At 50.7% G+C, this 19,585-nt stretch carries 15 protein-coding genes and 1 tRNA gene; 6 read left to right on the forward strand and 10 right to left on the reverse strand.

Translation table 11 applies throughout. The features are described from left to right. The first annotated feature begins 1 nt into the window (after position 1). The 5 genes from FIM25_RS01200 to FIM25_RS01220 are packed head-to-tail and all read left to right on the forward strand — an operon-like array spanning position 2 to position 5,534. Positions 2-424 (forward strand): MotA/TolQ/ExbB proton channel family protein, encoded by a 423-nt coding sequence (locus FIM25_RS01200; protein WP_139445324.1) that lies wholly within the window; start codon positions 2-4, stop codon positions 422-424. After that, entirely contained in the window at positions 421-831 is a 411-nt protein-coding gene (locus FIM25_RS01205; protein WP_179953067.1) for an ExbD/TolR family protein, read from the forward strand. The genes FIM25_RS01200 and FIM25_RS01205 overlap by 4 nt, the downstream gene beginning before the upstream one ends. After that, a complete protein-coding gene (locus FIM25_RS01210; RefSeq protein ID WP_139445327.1) occupies positions 828-1,514 on the forward strand; it encodes an energy transducer TonB in 687 nt (228 codons plus the stop codon). The genes FIM25_RS01205 and FIM25_RS01210 overlap by 4 nt, the downstream gene beginning before the upstream one ends. Then, positions 1,507-2,676 (forward strand): tetratricopeptide repeat protein, encoded by a 1,170-nt coding sequence (locus FIM25_RS01215; protein WP_139445329.1) that lies wholly within the window; start codon positions 1,507-1,509, stop codon positions 2,674-2,676. Before FIM25_RS01210 ends, FIM25_RS01215 begins: the two co-directional genes overlap by 8 nt. A gap of 29 nt (positions 2,677-2,705) precedes the next feature. After that, positions 2,706-5,534: a M16 family metallopeptidase gene (locus tag FIM25_RS01220; protein ID WP_139445330.1), complete on the forward strand. Its 2,829-nt coding sequence runs from the start codon at positions 2,706-2,708 to the stop codon at positions 5,532-5,534. Positions 5,535-5,592: 58 nt separating this feature from the next. On the opposite strand, the gene FIM25_RS01225 is transcribed toward FIM25_RS01220, so the two are convergent. Beyond that, complete coding sequence (locus FIM25_RS01225; RefSeq protein WP_139445332.1) at positions 5,593-7,272, reverse strand: IS1634 family transposase; 1,680 nt, start codon at positions 7,270-7,272, stop codon at positions 5,593-5,595. Between the two features lie 172 nt (positions 7,273-7,444). Here FIM25_RS01225 and FIM25_RS01230 point away from each other — a divergent pair, with 172 nt between their 5' ends. Beyond that, complete coding sequence (locus tag FIM25_RS01230) at positions 7,445-7,873, forward strand: hypothetical protein (RefSeq protein ID WP_139445334.1); 429 nt, start codon at positions 7,445-7,447, stop codon at positions 7,871-7,873. Between the two features lie 50 nt (positions 7,874-7,923). On the opposite strand, the gene FIM25_RS01235 is transcribed toward FIM25_RS01230, so the two are convergent. The 9 genes from FIM25_RS01235 to mnmG all read right to left on the reverse strand — a co-directional run bounded on the left by FIM25_RS01235 (position 7,924) and on the right by mnmG (position 19,509). Then, positions 7,924-8,802 carry a lipoprotein gene (locus FIM25_RS01235; protein WP_139445336.1) on the reverse strand — a complete coding sequence of 293 codons (879 nt, stop codon included), beginning with the start codon at positions 8,800-8,802 and terminating at the stop codon, positions 7,924-7,926. Between the two features lie 315 nt (positions 8,803-9,117). Next, on the reverse strand, positions 9,118-12,066 hold the full coding sequence (locus tag FIM25_RS01240) for an AfsR/SARP family transcriptional regulator (protein ID WP_179953068.1): 2,949 nt from the start codon (positions 12,064-12,066) through the stop codon (positions 9,118-9,120). A 252-nt stretch (positions 12,067-12,318) separates the two neighbouring features. Next, positions 12,319-12,395: transfer RNA gene (locus tag FIM25_RS01245), tRNA-Met, on the reverse strand. Between the two features lie 91 nt (positions 12,396-12,486). Further along, the gene (locus tag FIM25_RS01250) at positions 12,487-14,538 is read right to left on the reverse strand and encodes a DUF3426 domain-containing protein (RefSeq protein ID WP_139445340.1); all 2,052 of its coding nucleotides are present in this window, start codon (positions 14,536-14,538) and stop codon (positions 12,487-12,489) included. A gap of 15 nt (positions 14,539-14,553) precedes the next feature. Beyond that, on the reverse strand, positions 14,554-15,072 hold the full coding sequence (gene hpt, locus FIM25_RS01255; protein ID WP_139445342.1) for a hypoxanthine phosphoribosyltransferase: 519 nt from the start codon (positions 15,070-15,072) through the stop codon (positions 14,554-14,556). 137 nt (positions 15,073-15,209) lie between these two features. Continuing rightward, a complete protein-coding gene (locus FIM25_RS01260; protein WP_139445344.1) occupies positions 15,210-16,100 on the reverse strand; it encodes a DnaJ C-terminal domain-containing protein in 891 nt (296 codons plus the stop codon). A gap of 114 nt (positions 16,101-16,214) precedes the next feature. Continuing rightward, the gene (locus FIM25_RS01265; protein ID WP_246051944.1) at positions 16,215-17,009 is read right to left on the reverse strand and encodes an ABC transporter permease; all 795 of its coding nucleotides are present in this window, start codon (positions 17,007-17,009) and stop codon (positions 16,215-16,217) included. A 10-nt stretch (positions 17,010-17,019) separates the two neighbouring features. Continuing rightward, complete coding sequence (locus FIM25_RS01270; protein ID WP_139445349.1) at positions 17,020-17,625, reverse strand: ABC transporter ATP-binding protein; 606 nt, start codon at positions 17,623-17,625, stop codon at positions 17,020-17,022. A gap of 9 nt (positions 17,626-17,634) precedes the next feature. Beyond that, the gene (gene mnmG, locus FIM25_RS01275) at positions 17,635-19,509 is read right to left on the reverse strand and encodes a tRNA uridine-5-carboxymethylaminomethyl(34) synthesis enzyme MnmG (protein WP_139445350.1); all 1,875 of its coding nucleotides are present in this window, start codon (positions 19,507-19,509) and stop codon (positions 17,635-17,637) included. Positions 19,510-19,585 lie beyond the last annotated feature (76 nt).

Below are 19,585 nucleotides of genomic sequence, written 5' to 3' on the forward strand. Positions count from 1 at the left end.
CATGACAGGACCTGTGTGGATAAGCACCTTCCGGGATGCATGGATGACGGGCGGCATATGGATATGGCTGCTGGCCCTGATGTCTGCTGCCATCTGGGCTTTAAGCCTTCGGACCTTCAGGGATCTGGGTCTTTGTGAAGAGCTCTCTTTGGGTTCTGATCTCATTGTCCACCGCATCCGGGCTATCCGCATCCTCTCCGTTGCCGCTCCCCTTGTGGGACTGATGGGTACCGTATCTGCCATGATCACCATGTTTGCAGGGCTGCATGCCGAAGGCTTTTCAGGGGACAGGGCCATGGCCGGGGGAATTGCCCAGGCTCTGGTGAGCACACAGGCGGGGCTTCTGGCAGCCATTCCGGGTATTCTCATGGCCCATCTTCTGGAAAGGCGGCATATGGTAATATGGAAAAGGAGGGGCCTGTGAAAAGACGGTTGCGGCAGATGCGGAAACGGGCCACACCGGGGCTGGATATGGCCCCTTTGCTGGATATGATTTTTATTCTTTTGATTTTTTTTGTGGTGAATGCCAGCTTTATACGGGAAACATCGGTACCTGTGGACCGGCCTTCGGCCCGGAGTGCCGTATCCTCGGATCAGGTACGATTGGTTCTGGCGGTGGATGCTTCGGGCAGAATATTTCTTGAGGACAGGCCTGTGGACCCCGGAGTACTCCGGGGACGTATGCAGGAATTTGCCGCAAAAAATCCCGGTGCTGCCGTTGTGGTGGCGGCGGATAAGGAGGCTGCATCCGGCACCCTGATGCGGGTACTGGATATCTGCCGCATGGCAGGTGTTCAGCATCTGGCTCTGGCAGCCCGGAGACCGGAATGAGGTCCTTTACGGTCTGGCTGGTATGCTGGGGGCTGGGGGCCGGGCTTACCCTGCTGATTTTTGGTCTTTTTCTTGTTTCCGGTAAAAGTGGTGTTCCTGAGGAGCCATGGGAGGGTGTGCCCGTTACCCTGAGTCAGGACCTGTTCCATGAAAGACCGGAGTCTGTAACGGAAAGGCCCGTGGAAATTCCTGTGCTGCCGGAGCTTGAAAGGCTTGAACCTCTGCCCTTTGATGATTCCGTCCTGAGTCTCCCGGATACGTTTTTTTTAAAAAGGGAGCTTACCCTTGCCGAGGTGATACCGGATGTAAGGCCTCCGGATGCGGCCTCCCTGACCAGCAGTCTCGATGCCCCTGCACCGCAGCAGCTTGTTGATGCCGATGCTGTGTATGGTCCAGGAGAGCTGGATGCGATGCCCCGTCCCATCCACAGGGTAGTCCCCACCTTTCCCCATGCCGCCAGAAGGCAGGGTATCCGCCATGGTCGGGTACGTCTTCTCATGGAGGTGGACAGGGAGGGCCGGGTGCGGGATGTACAGGTCATATCCGCAGACCCGCCGGGGTATTTTGAGGCGGTTTCCCTGGATGCGGCCCGCAGGTGGCGCTTTACGCCGGGCAGGCTTGGAGATGCGGATGTGATTACCCGCTTTGAGCTGCCCCTTGTTTTCGGAGAGCCGGATGGATAGAGAAGTATGGGAGAGGGTTGGGGTGATGGCTTTGTTTCCGGGGATCTCCACTCCGTCAGGTGGCTTTATTTGTTTGCTCCTTATATGCCTGTCAACCATGGCTCTGGCACCGCCTCCGGCCTTTGCTTCCCGAGGGGTTTTACAGCAGGCTCTCTTATTTCTTGAAGGCGAAAAACCTGAAAAGGCCTTTGATGTGCTGGCTTCCCAGGAGGCCTCCTTAGGGGGGCTTTCCCATTACTGGAGTCTTCGGGCCACGGCCCGTTTCCGCATGGGAGAGCTGGATGGGGCAGCGGAAGATTTTCAGCGGGGCTTGAGTCTGGAACCGGAGAGTGCGGATCTGTGGCGGAATCTGGGATGGACCTTCCATGCGATGGACCGGTGGAAGGACGGGGCGGATGCCTTTCAAAGGGCTTTGAAGGTTTCCCAAGAGGGAAAGGATGCCTACGGCCTTGCCCTATGCCTTTTTAAAGCCGGGGATGCTGTGGCTGCGAAAGAAAAAATGGCCGAATGGCTTAAGGCCGATACCCCCCCTGACTGGCTGCGGCTTTTTGTCCATGCTTCCCTGACAGAAGGCGGCATAAAGCCTGAGCTTCTTCGGCAGATGGAAGGTCTTGCCCTTGAAAGCGGGAGTGCCGAAGACTGGCAGCTTCTTGCTTCGGGCCTGCATATGGCAGGCTATACCGGCAGGGCGGCACTGGCCTTTGAAACGGCTTTTTTTCTTAAAAAACCCGGTCCTGAGGACTGGCAGATGCTGGCAGGTCTCTATGCATCAGCAGGGCTTCCCCATCTGGCGGCAGGGGCAATGGAAAGGGCGGGCCTGGATGCAATGGATATTTTGCCCCATCTTCTGGCTGCAGGGAGGTATCGGGATGCTCTGCTTCTTCTTCAGAAAAACGGTGGACCGGAGGCAGGGATGCTGGCAGCCCGGCTTTACCGGCAGGCGGGAGATCCTTCAGCTGCTCTGGCCAGTCTCTCCGGCCTGAAAGAAACTCCGGAAGTTTTATATATAAAAGGTCTCTGTTTCAGGGAGCTTCGCCGTTACAGTGAGGCCCGCAGGGTTTTTGCCCTCCTTGCGGAGGAGCCGGGATGGGATCTTAGGGTGAAGGGGCTTTTAAGCCGGATCCAGGCAATGGAGGAGGCCGGGGTGGGTGAATCCTATTGATGTAAATTTTTAAGGTAGAGGAGAAAATTATGCGCAAGACATTCCTGTTTTTTGTCTGTCTGATTCTGCTGCTTATATCTGGCGGCACACAGGCCTTTGCCGGGGAGTCTTCTTCCGGCTGGGCATGGGAAAGGTCGGATCTTTCTCCCCATCCGAAGCTGGTTTTTGGTGAGCTTCCCAATGGTTTCCGTTATGCCCTTTTTCCCAATGACCATCCTTCGGGCAGGGTGCATCTTCACCTTCTGGTACGATCGGGTTCCCGCCATGAGGCTAAAGGTCAGGAAGGGCTGGCCCACTTCCTTGAGCACATGGCCTTTAACGGTTCCACCCACTTTCCTCCGGGCAGTCTCATCCATTTTTTTCAGAAAATCGGCATGAATTTTGGCGGAGATACCAATGCCCATACGGCCTTCGACCGGACGGTATATGACATTGTGCTTCCCGAAGGCAAATCCGACACCCTGGATCAGGGTCTTCGGATCATGGCCGATTATGCAGGAGAACTTCTTTTTCCGGCGGAAGAAATTGAGCGGGAGCGGGGCATTGTCCTTGCCGAAAAAAGGGACAGAAATTCAGCAGCCTACCGCATGCACCGGGCGGAGCAGGGCTTTCTTTTCAGGGGAACCCGCATTCCCCAAAGGCCGCCCATTGGTCTGGCTTCTGTGATCCGCTCTGCAGATGCAAAAGATTTCAGGGCATTTTACCATGCCTGGTACAGGCCGGAGCGTATGCTGCTTCTTGGCGTCGGGGATATGGATCTGGCTGAGGTTCAGGCAAAGATCCATGCCGCCTTCGGGGATCTCAAGTCCCGTGGCCCCCTGTTGCCGGAGCCTGAAATTGGTATGCCGGATCATCGGGGTCTTGAATTCATGTATCACAATGAACCGGGAAGCGGAGAGCTGCGCCTTGGAATTTCCACTGTCTCATCCATAAAGCCTTATATCCATACAATGCAGTCGGACAAGGAGGCTCTTCTGCGTCACATGGGCATGCGTATGCTGTCCCAGCGCCTTGAGCGGCTGAAGGAGGAGGGGGATCTTTCGGTACTTTCCCTTGCCGCCTTTACCCATGACCTTTTCGGAAGTATCCGGCTTGCGGATCTGCGGATGGTTTCAAGGCCGGATTCATGGGAAGAAAATCTCAAAATTGCCACAAAAACCCTGAGGGAGGCCCTGGTGCATGGATTTACCGCAGGGGAGCTGGAAAGGGTAAGGCAGGAGTTCATTGCCTGGTTTGAGGAAAGGGCAGAGGCATCCCAGCGCAGGGAAAGCGGGGAGCTGGCAGGGGAGTTTCTCCGGGATTTTTATACGGATCAGGTGCCTGTATGTCCTGAAGCCATGGCATCGCTGGTGATTCCTTTTCTTGAGAAGGTGGAATTGGCCGCAGTGAACCGCTCTTTCCGGCAGCTCTGGTCCGGCACTCACAGGCTGGTACGCATGCTGGGAGAAGGGGTGGATCTGCCCGAAGGTCAGGCAAAACAGCGGATGCGATCCATTTATATTGCCGCAGGTGATGATATTTTAAAAGACAGGCTCTGGTCCGAAAGTTTTACCTTTCCCTATCTGCCTGAACCGGAAAAAGTGGCTGATGTCAAAAAGGTCTGGGAGGATGAAGGGCTTGGCATCCGGGATCTGTTGCTGGAAGACGGCACCCTTCTCCATATCCGGCAGACGGATTTCGAGGCGGGCCGGGTGCGGATGCGTGTGCGTCTGGGTACGGGCCGCAGCGGTGAGCCCTGGCCCGGTCTTTCCTTTATCGCCACCGAGACCCTGAACCTTTCGGGTACGGGTACCCTCGGGCGGGAGTCTCTGGAACAGGCCCTTGCGGGTAAACGCATCGCCCTGAACATGGGCATGGGGCCCCATGAAATATTTTTTGACGGAGAGGCCCGGAAGGGCGATTTTGCCACCCTGCTTCATCTCCTTCGTGCCCGCCTGGAAGATCCGGGATTCAGGGAAGAGGCCTTTGAGCTTGCCAGAAATCGTCATATGAGAGAGCTGGAGCAGGCGGCCGGGAGCATTGACCGGACGTTTAGCCGGGAGAATCCCTGCTTTTTCACCGGCGGCGATACAAGGCTCTGTCCGCCGGATGCCAAGGCTTCTGAGCTATGGTCCTTAGACGATATCCGAAGCTGGCTGGCTCCGGTTTTAGCATCCGCTCCCCTGGAGATTTCCGTGGCAGGGGACATGGATATGCTGGAAGTGGAAGGGCTTGTGCGTAGTATTCTTGGAAAAAGACCCCTTTCATATGGCAGGATTAATGAGCCTCTGGCCCAAAGCCCCGTCTTTACTTCCGGGCTTTCAAAAACCGTCAGGGTCAATGCCCATCCGCCCGCAAGCCTTGTGCAGTGGGGTTTTCCCACTGGCGGCAGTTCCTCTTCACTGGAGCATCGGGGGCTGAATCTGCTGGCTCAAATCCTTAGGGAAAGTCTGCGTGAGGAAATCCGGGAAAATATGGGTATTGCCTACGCTCCCTTTGCCTGGTACTGGAATTATACGGGCTGGGTCGACTGGGGCGGCATCATGGCAGGGGTTTCCGTGACACCCGAAGAAGCAGAGGGGGTTTCAGACCGCATCCTTTCCCTTGCAGCAGATCTGGGGGCGGGAGGGTTGACACCGGAGCTTCTGGAAAGGGTAAGGGGACCCCTCATCAACAATCTGAAAACCCGTCAACAAAATAATATGTACTGGCTCATGGGCGTCATGGATGGTTCCGGAGAAAAGCCTGAGCTGCGGGAATGGGCCAGAACCCTGATATCTGACTATATGGCCTGGACCGCCGAAGACTTAAGTACCCTTGCTGCAAGGGTGCTGAATCCTGAAAAGGCTTCTCTTTTACGTGTTGAGACGGAAAAATAGCGGGCTTTAATTTTTAAACTTACATTAAACACCTTTTTGACGCCTCCTTAGTGATTTTTTAATTTGGTGGAGGCAAAAAATCAGCTGGCTTGACCCCAAGTGCCTTAAGCCATGCATTCTGTGTTTCAGTGAACGACTGAGCCAAAATCAGCTTGCCTTCAAATCTGATAAGTTTGATTGAATGAAATTTGGTTGTCATCATAAATGACGTGGGTCTTGTTGTTCTGCGTTTGGGCCAGTCTGACAGATCTTCTCCGGTGCGGTCGAGATATTGTCTCATTTCCCGTTCCATCAGTCGCCAGATCATAAGAGCCAGAATCATGATCAGACCGAGAACCTCAATCCGTTCCGGTTTCTTTAAAAAAATGCCGTCTACGATGGCTGGATCTTTGAGAAATCCAAAATTCTGCTCAATACCGTACTGTTCCTTATACAGCGTAAGCAGGGCTTTAGCGTCGTACTCTTCCCGTTCAGCTTCAGATGCCAGGTTGGTCAACAGGACAATACAACCAGCCTCTCGACGTAGTTTCGTGATGGTTTCTTCATTCTGGCATATTTCCGTTTCAATCCGGTAATCCGTTCTGAGTGGATTACGCTCCTTTCCTTTAGGCGGGCGTCCTTTTCCATACAGAAAAACAGTGGCAACCCGAGTTTGAATGCTATGAAGAAATGATTGGGTTTCTACCAGTCTGCGGGCCGCATCCTCAGCATCTTCTTCACAATGAAACAGAACATCTCCGGTTTTTTTACAACGGATCTTTGTCTCCTCATGATCTTTATTGATCATACGGTCCACAGCTTTTTGCCGTCGTTTATCATAGGCAGAGGAATGAACGACAATGGCCCGATAGGTGTTCCCATAGAGAGAAACAGTTGTCTCCTTATATTCGTATTCAGCAGCGGGACGGTTAGGACTCCCCGGATCTTGCGAGAGGACTCCGATTGGATGCCAGTCCCTTGTATTTTCAGCTACGGTCCCCTCAATTACTCGTGAGCATTCCTTGTATCGGGCGGGGAGACGGGTTAGGAACCGCATTTGATCCGCTTTTGCAAGGTTATCTTCACTCACCATGGCAGAGTCTGCAACATAGATGGTAGCCTTATCATCAAATCCGTGGGCGGCAAGGTACTTTGATACATCGGTAAGCACTTGATTATTGAGCGTAACATCAGAAGCGTTCCCATTTTTTACCCGGCCAAGCATCGGTATATTCCGATCAACACACAAGAGAGAGATTAAAAATTGCTTTAGATCCGGCCGATGGTCTTTACTGTAACCGTGGGTGACATGAGGTGTCTCGCTATCCTGCTCTGGCTCCGGATATGCGTTCCCATAAAGAGAAATAGAGGTGGTGTCGAAATACCATACCTTGGGGTTGAGACTAAAAACATTGACAGCCCTATGGGAGATGGCAGAAAGAATCTTATGGGTCCCTGTTTCATGGAGACAGTCTAACATGCGTCCCAGATTGTGGCTCAAGAGGGATGATGGCTCAAAGCCAGCACCCATGAGGGCCTCCACCTCCAAGTCTGTATACCTGTCTGCAACCCGATAAAGAGGAGATCTGCCGGACAATGTATCCAGGATCAAAAAGATAAGAGTTTTTCCAACATCAAGATTCATACCAGTGGAAACCATATCATTGACAATATCCGAGATTCCAAGTTTCTCTGCAAACTTACGAATGATGGGCAGGTGATCAACATCTGCTATCTCAAACTGAAATGGGGCTTCCACAATATCCTCCTTGCAAAATAAAAATCTATAATTGCAGGGATTTTATGTTGTCAAATGTTTTTTTGAGCTTTTTGTATTAAAAAATCTATAAACTGATGCAAGACTACTGTCGAAAGTAAGCTGTCGGTGCGTCCGCAGGGCTTTTCTCTGTGGCAAAGACAAACAGTCCGGCATGGACTTTGAGCATCGTCGTGGCTGGATAGCAGAACGCATCATGGAGCTTGCCGCCATCTTTTCCATTGATGTGGCTGCCTATGCCATTTTAAGTAATCATTATCACATCGTTTTGCGTGCCGATGAAGACCGTGCCCTTTCCTGGTCAGATCATGAGGTGTTCACCCGCTGGGTTCAGCTTTTTAAAGGCCCGGATGTGGTGAGACGATACCTTGCCCAAGACTCGGATTTAAGCCATTCGGATCAGCATCAGCTTGCAGAGCTTGCTGGCCTTTACCGTAGTCGCCTTTTTGATATTTCATGGTTCATGCGTATGCTCAATGAATCCATTGCAAGGAAAGCCAATCAGGAAGAGGGGATAAGCGGCAGGTTCTGGGAGGGGCGTTTCAAGAGCCAGATGATTTACCTATCGAAAACTTCAAATTAAAAAAGGCCCTACCCTTAAGGGCATGGGCCTTTGAAATTATATTTTATTCATTATTTAATAAAGTATTCGAATTGTACTGGCCAGTCAAAATTCTTATGACCTCCCTTGTAAAGATCTTCATCTTCAAAGGGGAGGTTAAGTATTGTACTGTCTGGAAACCTCAGAAAACCACCTTCATCTACAGCAAAGGTTTTCACTCTGTTATAGGACTCATTCAGCTCAGGGTTCATCATGGTACTTATATTGAAGCGTATGCGGTGTTCCGGTGATTCTGCAGGATTATCGTCCCTTGTAATTTCATAAACCATCCCTTTGAGTCTGTAACTTGGAATAATTTCAACGGGCCAGTCACTGTCTTTAATATCAGGTACTCTTTTATTCAGCAGTCCCGTATTCCTTGCGACGGTTTCAAGGTCTGCCCTGTTCCTTATTCCTGTACTGGAAATTAAAAGGGAAGCTTCAATGTAGGGTAAATGGATAGCAAGATAGCCCAAGTTTATGCTTCCCGTGGACATTTCCATGTATTCCGCATCCATTCCGTCAAGTTTAAATCGTTCCGCACCGGGGCTCCATGTGGGGGTTCTGCCGCCCCAGAGAGATTCTAGCTCCATCATGACAAACTGCTGACCACTGGCAAAGCGGATTTCATAGGTGCCACCGTAATCAGTGCATTCACTTTCTTCATCACTGAAAGAATAACCGGACGGCGCACCGGCAAAGGCAGCATTCCTGAAGGTGGATGGGGTCATGAACATTTTGCCGCAGATACCGGGCATGATGCCACCTGTATCATCAACTCCGCCGGGGTCCGGCGTCACAGGGTTGGTGGGGTCAGGTTTTGTGGGGTTTTCGTTACTTGAAGAACTGCTGCTGTTGCATCCCGCAACCACAAAAAGCGCCAGAAATAAAAAGATCAGAAAACGTTTCATGCTGCCTCCAGTTTAAAATCATAAGTCAGTTTTCGGAACAGTGTCTCCGTAAAAGATATGTAGAGTTTCTGCTCGTTTACATAAAAAAACCAGAACCCATTATGCTACGATGAAACATTAGGCTAAAACAGCCCCCATGGCATCTGACATATTTCTGACTCAACAGGATGCTCTGGCAAATTATCTTTGTTTTAAAGTGGTTGGGTGGGTATTGGAAGGGTATCTTGCTTTAGAAATGAATATTCTCAGGTGTTTTGCGAAAAGAAGGTCTTTTATATAGCCATGAATGAAAGCTGGAGAAGGTCAGAGGGAGTTTTATTCTTTGAAATAATCCATAAGAATTTTGCGGGCTGCAGCAATGCGCTCTCCAAGGATGGATGCTTCTTCAATCCCCAGAATTTCTCCGCTGTAATCTCCTTCATCCAGGGCTGAGGCCTGGGCTGCATGGGCCTCGGCCATCCATGGATAGCCTGAGAATCTGGCTTTTTCCGCTGCATCCACTTCTTCAAGAAAAGCCAGGGCATCCACATCAAGGGGGCTCAGGGAAAGAATGCCGTTGCTGAGTACAAGGCTGCTAACCGCAGCTTTTCCCAGTTTTTCCGAAAGGAGCTTTCTGAGACGCAGCAGGGCCGTGTCCATGGATGTCCGGGCAGATTCCGCCATCACATGGGGCCAGAGTTTTTCCTGAATCGTGGAGACGGCCACGCTGTGGCCCGGAGCAAGGATGAGCAGTCCGAGAAGGCTGCGGTGAAGGGGAGAAAAATCCGATGCAGTCATGTATTTTTCACCGTAGCAGAGTGTGAAACTTCCCATCAGGCGTATTTTTATCAGGGGAGCTGCTTTATTTTTGGCATCAAAGGCCATGCCCAGTACTTCTTTAGCCAGAATGGCTGTTCTTTGTCTCAGGATGCCCTGTTCCATGGCCAGCTCCAGAAGTTCCGGCAACCAGCAGGGGGTAAAAAGAAAGTGGGGTGCATTCCGAATTCCCGACAGTTTCAGGGCTTCTTCAAGATGAAGGCATGCCTTGTCCTTTCTTCCTCTTCGAAAATGCAGAAGGCTCAGCATCCAGAAGGCTCCTTCCCGGAGGCAGATCTCTTCTGCCACAAGTTTTTGCTGGAGCAGGGAATGCAGCCTTTTCAGGGCATCTTCTTCTTTGTCGCAAAGAACGGCAACGGCTCCGGTAATAAGAAGATTCATCAACTGAAAAAAGGCATTGCCACCTTCTGTCTGGGCTTTTTCTGAGAGTGTCGCCACTTTGAGGGCTTCTTCTTTTTTTCCGGCAAGGGCAAGGGCCCATGCCCTGTACTGGAGAAATTCGCCCCTTAGGGAGGCTTGTCCTGCCACGTGGGGATCCTGAAGCCTTACAGCTGCCATTGCTTCTGCCTGATCATAATGGCCTTTTTGTATAAGGAAGGCAATTTCCCGGATACGGATAAAGGGAACTGCCAGTGTTAGCTCCAGAAGGGGAGGTGGCATGCGTAGAATATGGCTGCTTTCCCGTACAAAGGCTGCTTCCATACCGCATAGCCCAAGGGTATTGGCCCGTGCAAAGCGAAGGGAGAAGGCACTCCAGGTAGAAATTCCCGGGTCGGCCAGAAGGGCATGTCCCCTTTCAGATATTTCAAGGGCTGTTCTGTGCCTCCCGGTCATGGCTTCGCCATGGGTGAGGATGGCGGTGAGTTCGGCCTCTATGGAGACAAGGGAGGCAGGCAGTTTTTTTCCAAGGACAGGGGATACCTTTTCCTGAACCATTTTCCGTGAAAAGGCATGGAGGATGGCAAACTGTCCCCAGCCCAGTGCCACAAGGAGATGATCCACTTCTGAAAGATGCAGATCCGGATGCTGAAGCAGTTCCTTCATGCGGAGAAAAAGACTGTCAGGATGATCATAAAGGGGATCACCGAAAAGGCGTCTGCGTATCATGATTACCAGAGTCCGGAGTTCTCCCGCGGGATGCTGTTTATCAGCAAAGCCCTGTGCTGCTGTATGGAGAAGTTTCGATGTTTCTTCCGGGGAAGATTCCGCCATGGAGAAAAAAGCCAGGGAGAGGGCCAGTGTAGGGCAGCCTTCGGATACTTCAAAGACACTCAGGTATGAGGCAATGCGGGCATCCTGCCTAAGCTCCAGAAAATCCGGAAAATGACGGTCCAAAAGAATTTCAGCATTTTCCCCATCCCCTGTGAGGGTAAGGCATCTTAATGCTTCGGTAAGAAAATTTCTTTCTTCATACCAGCGGGCCATGGTTGAAAAAAAAGATCTGCGGCTGTGCAGAGGTTCTTCATGATCCCTTTTATTTTGAAGAAAATCTCGGATAAGATGGTGGAAGGTGCAGGTATTCGTACCCGGTTGCTGCAGAAGAAGGCCTTCTTCCCCAAGTTTTTTAAATATGGATGGGAATTCTGTGTCAGGAGCCAGTTCTTCAACCATGGCAAGGGGGATGCGTTCCAGGGCACTGAGGCAGAGGACAAAGCTTCTGCGCAGGCCCGTGAGGCGGCCAAGGAAGGTGTCATGGAAAAAACGCTGAAGATCTGTGTCCGGAAAGATTTCATCAGTAATAAAAGGGCTGCCTTTGACTCTCTGTCGCACAGAGGCAACGGCCATACTCCACCCATGGGTGGTTTTGTAGATCTGTGCGGCGGTTTCCGGGCTGATGGGAATATTGTAAACGTCTTTGTAAAGCCTGTGTATTTCACTCTTGGCCATGGCGAGCCGGTCCATGGACAGACGTGGGAAATCCCCTGTGTCAAGCCCTTTGAGCAGAGGTTCGGGAAGTGTACGGGAAAGCCAGAGGAGGCGGATCTTATTAGGTTTTTGTGTGGCAATGGCTTCCAGAAGAGGCTGGTTGACTGCATGGGCAGCAAGGTGCAGATCATCCAGAACAATGAGTATATCCGGGGTGTGGCGGGTAAGGGCTGCATAATAGGAACGGGCAAACTTTTCAGCTCCCTGCAGCATCAGTTCGGCCCTTTGAGCCCGTGTGCGCAGCCCCTGGTCCTGCCAGTCCCTGAGGGCTGTATGGGTTGCAAGGAGAAGGTCTGTGGCCAGAACGGAAGGATCTGCATCCGCAGGATCACAGGAAAGCCAGATAACAGGGTTTGTACCGGCAACCTGTACGGCAAAGGAGGTTTTCCCCTGACCTGCCGGAGCTATAGTTGCAAGCCTGCCGGATTCATGCAGTACGGAGCGAGCAAAATAAACCAGATCTTTCCGGAAAAGATACTGGTCCTGCCTGAGGGCGGGAGGGATGAACCGGCCTGATTCCATAGCTACAATGCTCCGTAAGGTCATTATTCTTGGAAGCCCCCGGGGAAAAATATGGTTTTTTTAAAATCAGTGATTGTACGGCTTTGATTTTATAATGTTAGTATGTCTGTGGACAATGAAAAACTGAAACTAAGTTTACTCGAAATGTGGTGGTATGTAAAATCAATATGTTGAAGTGGTTGGGTAAAAAGGGGGGGATGCTGGATTTCAGGCAATAAAAAAGCCGCCTTTCGGCGGCCTAAAGTTTGGTGTTGGTGGCGATGCAGGGACTTGAACCCCGGACTCTGCGGATATGAGCCGCATGCTCTAACCAGCTGAGCTACATCGCCATATTTGATCAGGGCCTTGCCCGACAAACGACAGCTTTATTAACAGGGCCTTTATCATACGTCAACCTTATTTTTTGAAGGCCCTGTTTTTTTATCTCTGTTCTGCAGGGGAAGAACGCATCACATCAATTTCAAATCCGGAAAGCCCTTGCGGAAGGTCTGAAAAGACGAACATAAATGGGATCATCTGTCCTGGGGAAACATTTTCGTTAATATTACGATCTCCTGATATTTTGTTCAGCTCTTTTTCTATTTCCGTCAGGGGCATACGCATCAGTTCTATTTCAGGAAGTGTATTTCCTGCATAAATCATACGGGTAGAGGTTGGGGCTTCTCCAGCAAAGATTTTTGCCCTTATGTGAATGTGGCGTCTTGCCTGTGGATAATTATTCTGGGCCTGACCGGTGATGATTAGCAATCTCCCTGCTTCTTCATGGTTGATGAAGTTGTGGTTGACTGCGCTTGTGCGGATTCTAAGGTTGCCCGGATCCTGAAACTCGGGTTGAGTGCTGACAGTTGTCTTGCCAATAAATGGCAGGGTAATATTATTTTTCTGAACGTATAAAACAGCACCGAAAATTCCAGCTCCCATAAGAATGAGCAGCAGAAGAAGAATCAGGATAAAACGAAGCATGTCTGGTTTCTGAACAGTAGGTGGTGCATCAGCAGGATCTTTTTCAATGCTATCTGGCGTATCTCTTTTTGGAATCGAAATGGAATAAGGAGTAAGTGCTTCGTCTGACGAAGATGATTCTTCTATTGCTGGTCGGTCAGGAATAGAATCATCCAGACTAAGTTCCAGTTCGTCGTCTTCGGTATGCTTTTTGGGTGTTTCGTCACCCAGATCCAGTTCCAGATCAAAGTCGAGATCCTGAGYTTCTTCTTGCTTTTTGGGYGTTTCGTCACCCAGATCCAGTTCCAGATCAAAGTCGAGATCCTGAACTTCTTCTTGCTTTTTGGGTGTTTCGTCACCCAGATCCAGTTCCAGATCAAAGTCGAGATCCTGAACTTCTTCTTGCTTTTTGGGTGTTTCGTCACCCAGATCCAGATCGAAATCAAAATCAATATTATGAGTATCTTCTTCAGTTTCTGGTATTTCAGGTTCTAGATTGAAGTCCAGATCAAAAGAAATATTATCATCTTCTTTTTTCTGAGCATCTGCTTTTGCTTCAGTTATCGGATCCAGTTCAAAGTCCAGATCTTCTATTCCATCCTGATCCGAAGGAGTTTCTGTTTCCATGTCCAGATCCAGATCAAAGGAGAAGTCTTCTTTTTCCTGAGTCTCCGGTTTTGCTTTGGGCGGCGGGTCCAGTTCAAAGTCCAGATCTTCCATTTCATCCTGATCCGAAGGAGCTTCTGCTTCCATGTCCAGATCCAGATCAAAGGAGAAGTCTTCTTTTTCCTGAGTCTCCGGTTTTGCTTTGGGCTGTGGGTCCAGTTCAAAGTCCAGATCTTCCATTTCATCCTGATCCGAAGGAGCTTCTGCTTCCATGTCCAGATCCAGATCAAAGGAGAAGTCTTCTTTTTCCTGAGTCTCCGGTTTTGCTTTGGGCTGCGGGTCCAGTTCAAAGTCCAGATCTTCCATTTCATCCTGATCCGAAGGAGCTTCTGCTTCCATGTCCAGATCCAGATCAAAGGAGAAGTCTTCTTTTTCCTGAGTCTCCGGTTTTGCTTTGGGCTGCGGGTCCAGTTCAAAGTCCAGATCTTCTATTCCATCCTGATCCGAAGGAGTTTCTGCTTCCATTTCCAGATCAAAGCTATGATCTTCAACAATGCCTTCAACGATCGGATATGCGACATCCATATCAGTGAGTTCTGGAATATCAAAAGAAGGATAGTCAGTTTCATCCGGCAGTTCATCTGTTGGCAGGGGTGCAAGATCTGGCAGTGAATCGTGGGGGCTTTTCTGGCTTTCTGGTTTGTCCGGATCTTTTTTTGTTGGTGGCGGGGCAGCATGGAGTGGTTTTTGAATATCATCAATATTCAGCAGATCATCTTGTGGTTCGCCCACAGGAGGTTCCGGATCCCGGAAGGCCTTAAATACGTGCTGGCATCTGGCGCATCGTACCTTGGTGCCCGTGGGTTGAATATAATGATCGTCAAGTTGGAATCGGGCGGCGCAGGCCTCGCACGTGATGATCATGCGGCTTTCCTCTCCTTAGGATTGAATATGGTAGATGGCTGGCAGGTGGCGGTATTTTTCAGCGTAATCAATGCCGTATCCCACAATAAAGCCTTCTTGAATGGTGTGGCAGACATAGTCCAGGGGGACATTGTTTTCTCGTCGTTCATGCTTATCCAGGAGGGTGCAGATTTTTACGGATGCTGCTCCCCGGTTTTCCAGGTGCTTGATCAGATAGCTGAGGGTAAGGCCTGTATCAACGATATCTTCCACAAGAACCACATGGGCACCGTCAAGGTTGAGATCCACGTCTTTTGTGATCCGAACATGGCCGGAAGACATCTTTTCTTTGCCGTAGCTGGATGCCCCTATGAAGTCAATGGTGCAGGGGATGGAAATCTGGCGGACAAGGTCTGCAAGGAAGATAAAGGCTCCCTTGAGTACGCCGATCATGATCAGGTTTTTTCCTTGGTGATCTTCGGAAATTTTTTGGGCCACCGCTTTTATGCGGGTATGAATCTGTTCTTCGGAAAGCAAGGGCATCAGTTCCGTCATATAAAATATAATCCTTACAGGTTTTTGTATATTATTATTTCAATATTTTTTAAATCTGTAAAAAAATATCCGGTATCCGGCAGAAAGTCAACCGATCTGCCGGATTCAAGTGGACTTTTGAAAAAAAGTGAACTTTTTTAAAGACCCGTATCTTTGAGTTTTATGATCAGTTCTTTTTGTTCACTGCTTAACTCCTTTGGCATGCGGACAATAATATTGATGTAGAGATCACCCTTCTGATCCGGATTCTGCATTTGCGGAAGGCCCCGGTTGGGAATGCGCATTCTGGTTTTATGCTGGGTGCCGGGGGAGATGTTTATTTCCAGCTCTTTGCCGTCCAGGGTTGGGACACGGATGCGGGTACCCAGCAGAACGTCCGTCAGTCCGATATGATGGTCAATGAAAAGGTCCTGATCTTCATGGCGGAAAACGGGGTCCGGGATTAAAGATGACTGAATATAAAGATCTCCGGGAGGTCCGCCGGTGGGGCTGGGATTGCCCTTGCCCGTAAGGCGGATTTTTTTGCCCGGAAGCATTCCCTTTGGAATGCGGACCTGTAGTTGCTCGTTTTTCCCCTGTATGGAAAAACTTAAGGTTTTTTGTGCGCCTTCGGCCATTTCCCTTAAAGTCAGGGGCAGCTGATACACCCTGTCCTGTCCTTTGGCCGGTGTATGGTGAAAACGGGTACCGCCGTTGCGTCCGCTTCCGAAAAAAGAAGTAAAACCGGAACCGCCAAATCCGAACTCCCGGAAAACATCTGAAAAATCGAAGTTCCGGAAAATATCTTCCTGGCTGTAGCGTTGCTGAAAGCCTGCGGAGCCGTACATATCATACTGCTGTCTTTTTTCAGGATCACTCAGAACCGCATATGCTTCACTGATTTTTTTGAAGGTGGCTTCTGCACCGGGATCATCAGGGTTTTTATCCGGATGATGTTTAACGGCAAGTTTCCGGTAAGCTTTTTTTATTTCTTCTGTACTTGCTTTGCGATCCACACCAAGAATTTTATAGTAATCCGTATTGCCCATAGTCCCTCACAAGTGGATATCTTTCCGGTATTAAAGTCTTTTTTTCCGGAAAAAAGATAAAAAGGTTTTTAAAAGTGTCAAGCGCATGAGCTGGCCGCTGATTCTGCCGCAGGGTTATTTTTTCTTTCCAAGGCGATCCAGCCGCAGGCGGTCCCTGCCATCGGAAAGTCTTTTTGCACCAGCACCCACGGCAAAGATGGTTCCGAAACCGGCCCCGCCTGCAATGAGAAACATGATAAGGATTTGATATTTTACGGCTTCCATGGGCGGTGCCCCGGCAAGGATCTGGCCGGTCATCATTCCGGGCAGGCTGACAATACCGGCAACACTCATGGCATTGATAATGGGGATCAGACCGCTGCGTATGCTGTCTCTGCGGATGTCTGAAACCGCTTCGGAAAATTTCTGGCCGAGCATCAGGCGGGTTTCAATGACAGCTTTTTTTTCCCAGACGGTCTGGGTAAGTCTGTCCAGACCGATGGCAATGCCCGTCATGGTGTTCCCGAGAATCATGCCCAGCAGGGGGATGGCATACTGGGGAGCGTACCATGGATCTTTACCGATAATGGCGATGAGGGCAAAGAGGGTGATGAGAAAGGAGGAAAGACACATGGCAGAGGTACCGATGCCGAACCCCCATATACCTGAAAAACGGTAGGACTGCCGTTGCATGACCTCCCACCCGGCGGTGGTGATCATAAAAAAGGCCATGAGGGCAATGAGTCCGGGATTTACAAGATCAAAGATAAATTTCAGAACAAAACCCAGCAGAGAAAGCTGGAGCACCGTGCGCAGGGCAGATACCATCAGCTGACGTCCGATGTTCAGGCGCAGCAGCAGGGAGAGTCCGGCGTTGATGAAAATCAGCGTGCCTGCCAGTGCCAGATCAAATGGAGAGAGTGTTACCATGACAATTCCTTCAATACAGAACCTTGCCTGTTCTGGAAAGCCTGCCGTCTTCCAGCTTGTAAAGGGTATGGCAGACCCGGCGCAACTGCTCCGGATCGTGACTGATCCATACCAGACCAGACCGGGTTTTATTCAGATACGCCAGAATAAAATTTTCAGCTTTTTCAGTGTTCAGGCTGTCCAGATTGGCTGTGGGCTCATCCAGCAGCAGCACTTCAGGTTGATGGGTCAGGATACGCAGCAGGGCGAGCCGTTGTTTTTCACCGCTGGAAAGGCGATGGATTTCCCAGTTCCGTACATCCGTAGGGAAGCCAAGGGAAGCGGCAGCTTCTTCAGGAAATTCTTCTGTGAAATGCTCGCCCACCGTATGGAACCACCACTGGCTTTCAGCGGGCATCAGGGCGACCTTCTTACGCCACTCCGGGCCTGAAAAGTTGTTATGGGGAATATCCTTCAGGCTCAGATCGCCTGAAAAGGGTTCCATATCTGCAAAGGCCCGCATAAGGATGCTTTTTCCTGCCCCGGAAGGACCTGATATCCCGGCACATTCTCCGGGGCTGAGGTTAAGGGAAAGGGGGCCGATATTGTGGATTCTGATATTCTGTGCACGGAACATAAGGTCCCCTCAGGCAGAAGTGGGTACTTTTTTCAGTGCCATCCGGATCAGGGCAAGGGCTGCAGGGGTGATGCCTTCCATGCGGGAAGCCTGCCCCAGTGTCCTTGGCCGGATTTTCTGCAGTTTGGCACTGAGCTCAGAAGAAAGACCGGGCATGCCTTCATAGGAGAAGTCCTCAGGGATGCGGATTTTTTCAAGATCCCGGAAGCGGTCAACCTCCTGCATCTGTCTTTGGATATAGCCCTCATATTTGATGCCGATTTCCACCTGTTGTTTTACCCGGTCCTGAAGGGTTTTTTCCGGCGGTGCCAGGGCTTCTATGCATGAATAGTCCAGCTCCGCCCTTTTCAGCAGCTGATCCAGCGGTACTCCGTTTTTCAGCTCCGCAGATCCTTTTTCCACAAGAAAATGGTTGGCCGTAGCCGGGCCTAGATGGATGCTCCGGATGCGCTGAATTTCAAGCTCTGTCCGGCGGCGGTATTCCCTTACCTTCTCTACGCTGATCTTATCCACCAGTCCAAGTTCATGGCCCTTTTCCGCAAGGCGCAGATCCGCATTGTCCTCCCGGAGCAGAAGGCGGTACTCTGCCCTTGAGGTGAACATGCGGTAAGGTTCTATGGTGCCACGGGTAACCAGATCATCCACCATAACGGCCATGTAGGCTTCGGATCTGTCCGGTATAAATGGTGGACGGCCCTGAACCCTGCATGCGGCATTGATGCCGGCCCAGATTCCTTGAGCTGCGGCTTCCTCGTACCCGGAGGTTCCGTTGATCTGGCCTGCCAGAAAAAGACCTTTTACGCTTTTTGTTTCCAAGGTGGGTTGAAGCTGCACTGGATCCACATAATCATATTCTATGGCATAACCGGGTCTTATGATTTCCGCTTCTTCCAGTCCGGGGACACAGCGGACAAAGGGAATCTGCACATCCATGGGCAGGCTGTTGCCAAGGCCGCTGGCATAAATTTCATCCGTATCAATGCCTTCGGGTTCAAGGATCACCTGATGGGTTTTTCTCTCTGGAAATTTAACGGCCTTGTCCTCAAAGGAAGGACAATATCGGGCGGATACTCCCTGAATGCGGCCGGAATAAAGGGGAGATCTGTCCAGATTGGCCAGTACGATTTCCCTGCTTTTTTCGCTGGTGTGTCCCATCCAGCTGGGAAGCTGGGGTAAAGTAGAAGGATGCAGGGATGAAAAGGAAAAGGGTCTGGGGTCACTGTCTGCGATGTGGAGCGTAAATTTTGAAAAATCAATGGAGTTTTTTTTGAGTCTGGGGGGTGTGCCCGTTTTCATGCGTCCCAGAGATAAGCCCAGCTTTTTCATGCTGGCGGCCAGTCCGTAGGCGGCAAATTCTCCGGCTCTTCCTGCTTCAATGGAGCGAAGGCCTATGTGCACCCTTCCGGAAAGAAAGGTGCCTGTGGCAAGGACGACGCATCTGGCCCTGTACTCAAAGCCCGTGTGGTCCATAACACCGGCAATGCGGCCGTCTTCCACCAGAAGTTCCTCAATCAGAGCCTGACGGAGATCCAGTCCGGGGCATTTTTCCACCACCTGTTTCATGGCTCTGTGGTAGAGGTTTTTATCATTCTGGGTACGGGTAGACCAGACAGCCGGACCTTTTTTGGTGTTAAGGGTTTTATACTGGATGGCGGTGAGATCACTTATTTTTGCCATTTCTCCGCCAAGGGCGTCCACTTCCCGTACCAGGTGGCCCTTGGCTGTTCCGCCAATGGAAGGACTGCAGGGCATGGATGCCAGTTTATCCAGATCAATGGCAAAAAGACAGGTGCGGCATCCCATACGGGCGGCGGCCAGAGCGGCTTCGCAGCCTGCATGACCGGCGCCGATGACAAGGATATCATATGCAGGTATATGGGACATGGTTTTCTGGTGATCTCCCCTGTGCTGTGGTATCTGATTTTTACGGTCGGGGCAAAGTGCCTTTGCCCTGTCCCTC

Source organism: Desulfobotulus mexicanus (assembly GCF_006175995.1).
Lineage (GTDB): Bacteria > Desulfobacterota > Desulfobacteria > Desulfobacterales > ASO4-4 > Desulfobotulus > Desulfobotulus mexicanus.